Below are 6,626 nucleotides of genomic sequence, written 5' to 3'. Positions count from 1 at the left end.
CGGGGGCCGGGCGGATCACTCCGCCCGGCCCCCTTCTTCACGCCCGCCCGGTCAGAACATGACGGTCAGAGCCTGGCCGTCGGTCAGAGCGTGGCGGTCGAGTCCGGGTAGTGGCCGGGCGCGCGGTGGCGCGGCGCGACCAGACTCGACACGACCGGGGTGACCGTCCAGTCCGGGTGGTTCGGCATGCGCGGGGTCTTCGTCCCGTACAGCCAGTCGTTCAGGAAGCCGGACTGGTCCGCGCCGGAGATCTCGGTGGCGACCGCGATGTAGTCGGCGGTGGTCGCCGCGCGGTTGCGGTACCGCTCCAGGAAGGTGCGCTCGATGCGGTTGAAGACGTCCTCGCCGACCAGCTCGCGCAGCGCGTACAGGACGAGGACTCCGCCCAGGTAGCGCTGGTTGTCGAAGAGGTTGACGGCGTTCGGCGCGGCGACGGGGCCGGAGGACTGACGCCACTGGTCGCCCCTGGCGTACGTGTCCTTCATCCGGGCTTCCATGGTGGTCAGGCCGAGTGAGTCGGCCCAGCCGCGCTCGTACCGGTAGAGCAGGCCGTAGAAGTCCGCGTGGCCCTCGTTCAGCCACAGGTCGGCCCAGTTGGCGGGGCTGACGCTGTTGCCGAAGTACGAGTGGACCAGCTCGTGCATCATGTGCGAGCCGATCTTGTTCTCCGCCTGGAGCAGGAAGTTCGGCTTGTAGAGCGTCAGGGTCTGGGTCTCCAGGCCCGTGAAGTCGAAGGCGTTCGCCGCGTCGGAGTTGCAGGGCAGCAGCCCGTACGTCTCGAACGGGTAGGCGCCGAGGCGCTGTTCCAGCCACGCCACGAGGTTCGGGGTGAGCGCGAGCGCCGGCTCCAGCGCGGCGGCCCGCGCGGTCGGGACGACGTCCCGCAGCCCCAGGCCGTGCGGCCCCTGCCGCTCCTTGACGACGTAGTCGCCGACGGTGATCTGCACCAGTTCGGTGGCTATCGGGTCGGCCGAGCGGTACGTGTACGCGGTCCGGTCGCCGTCGAGCTGCTCCGTGCGGGTCAGCGAGCCGTTCGCGACACCGCGCAGGGTGTTCGGCACGGTGATGCGGAAGCTGAAGTCCGCCTTGTCCGTCGGGTGGTCGTTGCACGGGAAGACGGTGTGCGCCGCGTTGGGCTGGGGGCAGATGGCGAAGCCGTCGGGAGTGGGCACCCAGGCGGTGTAGGCGAGCGTCCTGGCCGGGTCGGCGCCGTACTCGACGCAGACCGCGGCGGCGCAGTTCTTCGGCAGGGTCCGCACCGGGGTGATCCGCAGCTTCTCGTCCACCTGCTCGAAGGTCGCGGCCACGCCTCCGACCTTCACCGCGCGCACGTCCAGGCCGAGCGCGTCGAGCGAGAAGCGCGAGAGGTCCTGGGTCGCCTTGATCCTCAGGGTCGCCTTGGCGTCGACCAGACGGGTCGTGGCGTCGTACGAGAAGTCGAGGTGGTACGCCTCGACGCGGTACCCGTCGTTGCCGAGGGCCGGGTAGACGGAGTCACCGAGGGTCTCGGCACCCGGGGTGCCCTGGTCCGGCTTCGCGGTCAGCGGCCGGGCCGAGGCGGTGGGGGCGACGGCGAGTGCGGCGGCGGTACCGAGCAGCGCGGCCGCGGGGGCCGTCACTCTGGTGCGATATCTCATCATTCGCTTTCGTTAGGGCGGCGGAGAGCCAGGGGGGTCCGCCACGAGATCAGGTGGGCGATCACTTTCATGTACGGCCGAGCGGGCCAACTGGTTGCCTCTGATGGGCACTTGCCGTTTTCACTTCGGCCCGCACGTTCACATCCGCGGGCCGGACGGATGCCGGAGGTGTCCGTTCCGGGCGTTTCGCTCCGACGGGCCCGCTCCAGCGCTCACGGCCGTTTTCCGCCCCTCCCGGTCCGACGCGGAACGGACCCCTGTCGAGCCGGGGGCTCCCACGAGATATCTTGATGTCGAGCAATGTTGCAGACGTGGAGCGGAGCACCCGGTGACTGACTCGACCATCATTTACACGCACACTGACGAGGCCCCGGCCCTGGCGACGTATTCGTTCCTGCCGGTGGTCCAGGCGTACGCCTCTCAGGCGGGTGTCACTGTGGAGACCCGTGACATCTCGCTGGCCGGGCGCATCATCGCCCTCTTCCCGGAGTTCCTCCAGGAGGACCAGCGCATCGCGGACGCCCTGTCCGAGCTCGGTGAGCTGGCCAAGACGCCCGGCGCGAACATCATCAAGCTGCCGAACATCTCGGCGTCGATCCCCCAGCTCAAGGCCGCCGTCGCCGAGCTTCAGGCGCAGGGCTACGCGCTTCCGGACTACCCGGACGACCCGAAGTCGGACGAGGAGCGCGACATCCGCGCCCGCTACGACAAGGTCAAGGGCAGCGCCGTGAACCCGGTCCTGCGTGAGGGCAACTCCGACCGCCGCGCCCCCGCGTCGGTCAAGAACTACGCCAAGACCCACCCGCACCGCATGGGCGCGTGGTCGTCCGAGTCGAAGACGAACGTCGCCACCATGGGCGTCGACGACTTCCGCTCCACCGAGAAGTCCGCGGTGATCGCCGAGGCCGGCACGCTGCGCATCGAGCTCGTCGGCGACGACGGCTCCACCACCGTGCTGCGCGAGTCGGTACCCGTGCAGGCCGGCGAGGTCGTGGACGCGTCCGTCCTGCACGTCGCGCCGCTGCGTGAGTTCCTCACCGAGCAGATCGCCCGCGCCAAGGCCGAGGACGTCCTGTTCTCGGTGCACCTCAAGGCCACGATGATGAAGGTCTCCGACCCCATCGTCTTCGGTCACGTCGTGCGCGCCTTCTTCCCGAAGACCTTCGCGGCGCACGGCGAGACGCTCGCCGCCGCCGGTCTGACCCCGAACGACGGTCTCGGCGGCATCTTCAAGGGCCTGGAGGCGCTCCCCGAGGGTGCCGAGATCAAGGCGTCCTTCGACGCCGAGCTCGCCGAGGGCCCGGCCCTCGCGATGGTCGACTCCGACAAGGGCATCACCAACCTGCACGTGCCGTCCGACGTCATCGTCGACGCCTCGATGCCGGCCATGATCCGCACCTCCGGCCACATGTGGGGCCCGGACGGCCAGGAGGCCGACACCCTCGCGGTCCTGCCGGACTCCTCCTACTCCGGCGTCTACCAGGCCGTGATCGAGGACTGCCGCGCCAACGGCGCCTACGACCCGTCGACCATGGGCTCCGTCCCGAACGTCGGCCTCATGGCGCAGAAGGCCGAGGAGTACGGCAGCCACGACAAGACCTTCGAGATCCCGGTCACCGGCACCGTCCGCCTGGTCGACGCGGCCGGCGACGCGGTGCTGGAGCAGACGGTCTCCGCCGGCGACATCTTCCGCGCCTGCCAGACCAAGGACGCGCCGATCAGGGACTGGGTGAAGCTCGCCGTCACCCGCGCCCGCGCCTCCGGCGACCCGGCCGTGTTCTGGCTGGACGAGACCCGCGCCCACGACGCCAACCTGATCGCCAAGGTCAACCAGTACCTCCCGGAGCACGACACCGAGGGCCTGGACATCCGTGTCCTCGCCCCCGTCGAGGCCACCAAGCTCTCGGTCGAGCGCATCCGCCGCGGCGAGGACACCATCTCGGTGACCGGCAACGTGCTGCGTGACTACCTGACCGACCTGTTCCCGATCCTGGAGCTGGGCACCAGCGCCAAGATGCTGTCGGTCGTCCCGCTGATGGCGGGCGGCGGTCTGTTCGAGACGGGCGCCGGCGGCTCCGCGCCGAAGCACGTCCAGCAGCTCGTCAAGGAGGACTACCTGCGCTGGGACTCGCTGGGCGAGTTCTTCGCGCTGGTTCCCTCGCTCGAGCAGTTCGCGAAGACCACCGGCAACGCGCGCGCCCAGGTGCTCGCCGACACCCTCGACCGCGCGACGGCGACCTTCCTCAACGAGGACAAGTCCCCGACCCGTCGCGTCGGCGGCATCGACAACCGCGGCAGCCACTTCTACCTGTCCCTGTTCTGGGCGCAGGAGCTGGCGCGGCAGACCGACGACGCCGACCTCGCCAAGGCGTTCGCGCAGCTCGCCGAGACGCTGACCGCGCAGGAGCGGACGATCGTCGACGAGCTGATCGCGGTCCAGGGCAACCCGGCCGACATCGGCGGCTACTACCAGCCCGACCCCGCGAAGGCCGCGAAGATCATGCGCCCGTCCGCCACCTGGAACGAGACGCTGGCGACCTTCGCCTGATCCGCCGCACCACCGCACCACCTCGCGGGCCACAGTCCCGCGCACGCCGCCCCGGCCGGATCCTCCGGCCGGGGCGGCGCCGTCTTGAGGTCTCCCGGCGCGTCACGGTGACGGCTGCGGCCCACCTGGGCGATCAGCGGTGGCGGGCGGCAACACCCGTTCATAGCTTCGGCCTATGACCAGACAACAGATGGCCTACCTCGCGTGCACGGCTGTGGTCGTGGCATCGGGAGTGGGCGCAGCCCTGCCCGCCGACCACCCGTCCGTGCACCTGGTACGTCCGGGTGAATCCATCCAGAAGGCCGTGAACTCGGCCCGGGCGGGCGACACCGTCGTCGTCGCCCCCGGCACCTATCACGAGAGCGTCACCATCACCGCGCGGGACGTGACCCTGCGGGGCGCGAGCGCCAGGTCCACCGTCATCGTGCCGAACACCGCCGCCACCGACGCCTGCGCCAAGGCGGGCAACGGCATCTGTGTGACCGGGACCGACAGCAAGCGCGTCCGCGGTGTCACCGTCGCGTCACTGACCATCAGGGGCTTCTCGAAGCAGGGTCTGTGGGCGACGGGGACCGACGGACTGACCGTGCGCAGGGTGACCTCCGAGAAGAACGGCCAGTGGGGTATCGCCGAGGAGCGGTCCGTGCGGACCAGGTTCGTCCGCAACATCGCCAGGAACAACGGCGACGCCGGTCTCTTCGTCTCCAACACGGTCACCACCGAGGAGGGAGCCCGCGACACCAAGGGAACGGTGATCGCCCACAACCTGATGAGCGGCAACCGGATCGGCATCACGGTCCGGCGGGTGCGGAACCTGACCGTCGCCCGCAACGAGGCCACCGGCAACTGCACCGCGGTGTTCGTCGTGGGCGACGAGAACAAGCCGCGCGTCGGCGACCTGAGCGTCACCGGGAACTACATCCACGCCAACAACAAGTCCTGCCCCAAGACCCCCCGGCTGCCCGCCCTCCAGGGCTCCGGCATCGTCCTCACCGGCGCCGAGGACACCCGCGTCACGCGCAACCGCGTCGAGGACAACGTGGGCACCTCCCCGCTGTCGGGCGGCATCGTCCTGTTCAAGAGCTTCGTGGGCGCGCTCAGCGAGCGCAACGAGGTGCGCGACAACGTGGTCCTGCGCAACGGTCCCTCCGACCTCGCCAACCGCGACACCACCGGCAAGGGCAACACGTTCCGCGGCAACACCTGCAAGGTCTCCGAGCCCTCCGGCATGTGCTGAGCACGGCACGACACCAGAAACGAGGCATTGAATGACCACTGTCGATCAGAGTCCCCCGCCGTCCATGCAGTTGCGGGAACTCGTCTTCGGGGCGGCCCGTGCCGCCGCCGTACGCGCCGCGGCCCGGCTGGGTGTCGCCGACGCCCTCGACGACACCCCCATGAGCGCCGAGGACCTGGCCGCCGCGGTGAAGACCCAGCCGGGGACCCTGCGCCGGCTGCTGCGCGCCCTGTCCTGCCAGGGCGTCTTCTCGGAGCGCCCCGACGGCACGTTCGCGCACACCGAGATGTCCCGGCTCCTGCGCGAGGACGACCCGAACAGCCTGCGGTACATCGCCCTGTGGTGCACCGAGCCGTGGACGTGGAACGTCTGGCCACAGCTCGACGAGGCGGTCCGCTCCGGCCGCAACGTCTTCGAGGACGTGTACGACAAGGAGTTCTTCCAGTACCTCAACGAGGACGCCCCGGAATCCGCGCACGTCTTCAACCGGGCCATGACGACGTCCAGTTCGCAGTCCGCCCAGGACGTGGCGAAGCTCCTGGACCTGCGCGGCGTGAAGTCGGTCGCCGACATCGGCGGCGGCCAGGGGCACGTCGTGGCCAGCCTGCTGGAGAAGCACCCCGGCGTGCACGGCACCCTGCTCGACCTGCCGGGCGTGGTGGAGAACGCCGATCCGCGCCTGCGCGACGGCGGGGCACTGGCCGACCGGGTGCGGATCGTGGCCGGGGACTGCCGTGAGGACATCCCGGTCCAGGCGGATGTGTACATCATCAAGAACATCCTGGAGTGGGACGACGAGAGCACCCGCAGGGCGCTCGCGAACGTCCGCGCGGCCGCACGGCCCGGCGCCCGGGTCGTCGTCATCGAGAACCTCGTGGACGACACCCCGTCGATGCGGTTCACGACGGCCATGGACCTGCTGCTGCTCCTGAACGTCGGCGGTGCGAAGCACACCCGGCAGAGCATGGTCGACCGGCTCACGGCGGCGGGCCTGATCATCGGCGAGATCCGCCCGGTGAACCCCTACCTGCACGCCTTCGAGTGCACCGTCCCCGGCTGATCCGGCCGGACCTCCGAGAATCCGGAAAACCCGAGGCCGGCGGGGAGGGGTGGGAGCGGGGGCCGGGGGGGGGGGGGGTGGGACGGGGGGGTAGGAAAGAAAAGGCAAACCCCCCACCGGCGGGCGGGACTGTGGGGGGGTTGT

4 protein-coding genes are annotated in these 6,626 nt (G+C 70.1%); 3 read left to right on the top strand and 1 reads right to left on the bottom strand.

The genetic code is table 11. The features are described 5' to 3' along the window. Window positions 1-83 precede the first annotated feature (83 nt). Window positions 84-1,637 carry a M1 family metallopeptidase gene (locus ACFXGX_RS40880; protein ID WP_384802779.1) on the bottom strand — a complete coding sequence of 518 codons (1,554 nt, stop codon included), beginning with the start codon at window positions 1,635-1,637 and terminating at the stop codon, window positions 84-86. Window positions 1,638-1,965: 328 nt separating this feature from the next. Between ACFXGX_RS40880 and ACFXGX_RS40875 the strand changes: the two genes are divergently transcribed. From ACFXGX_RS40875 to ACFXGX_RS40865, 3 genes are all read left to right on the top strand, one after another. Continuing rightward, entirely contained in the window at window positions 1,966-4,185 is a 2,220-nt protein-coding gene (locus ACFXGX_RS40875; RefSeq protein WP_384802776.1) for an NADP-dependent isocitrate dehydrogenase, read from the top strand. Between the two features lie 175 nt (window positions 4,186-4,360). Beyond that, window positions 4,361-5,422 (top strand): nitrous oxide reductase family maturation protein NosD, encoded by a 1,062-nt coding sequence (locus tag ACFXGX_RS40870; RefSeq protein ID WP_384802773.1) that lies wholly within the window; start codon window positions 4,361-4,363, stop codon window positions 5,420-5,422. Window positions 5,423-5,453: 31 nt separating this feature from the next. Beyond that, on the top strand, window positions 5,454-6,482 hold the full coding sequence (locus ACFXGX_RS40865; RefSeq protein ID WP_384802770.1) for a methyltransferase: 1,029 nt from the start codon (window positions 5,454-5,456) through the stop codon (window positions 6,480-6,482). Window positions 6,483-6,626 lie beyond the last annotated feature (144 nt).

Source organism: Streptomyces sp. NPDC059371 (genome assembly GCF_042751995.1).
GTDB lineage: Bacteria > Actinomycetota > Actinomycetes > Streptomycetales > Streptomycetaceae > Streptomyces.
The sequence above is the reverse complement of the archived record's forward strand: the minus strand, read 5'-3'. Positions and strand labels throughout refer to the sequence as shown.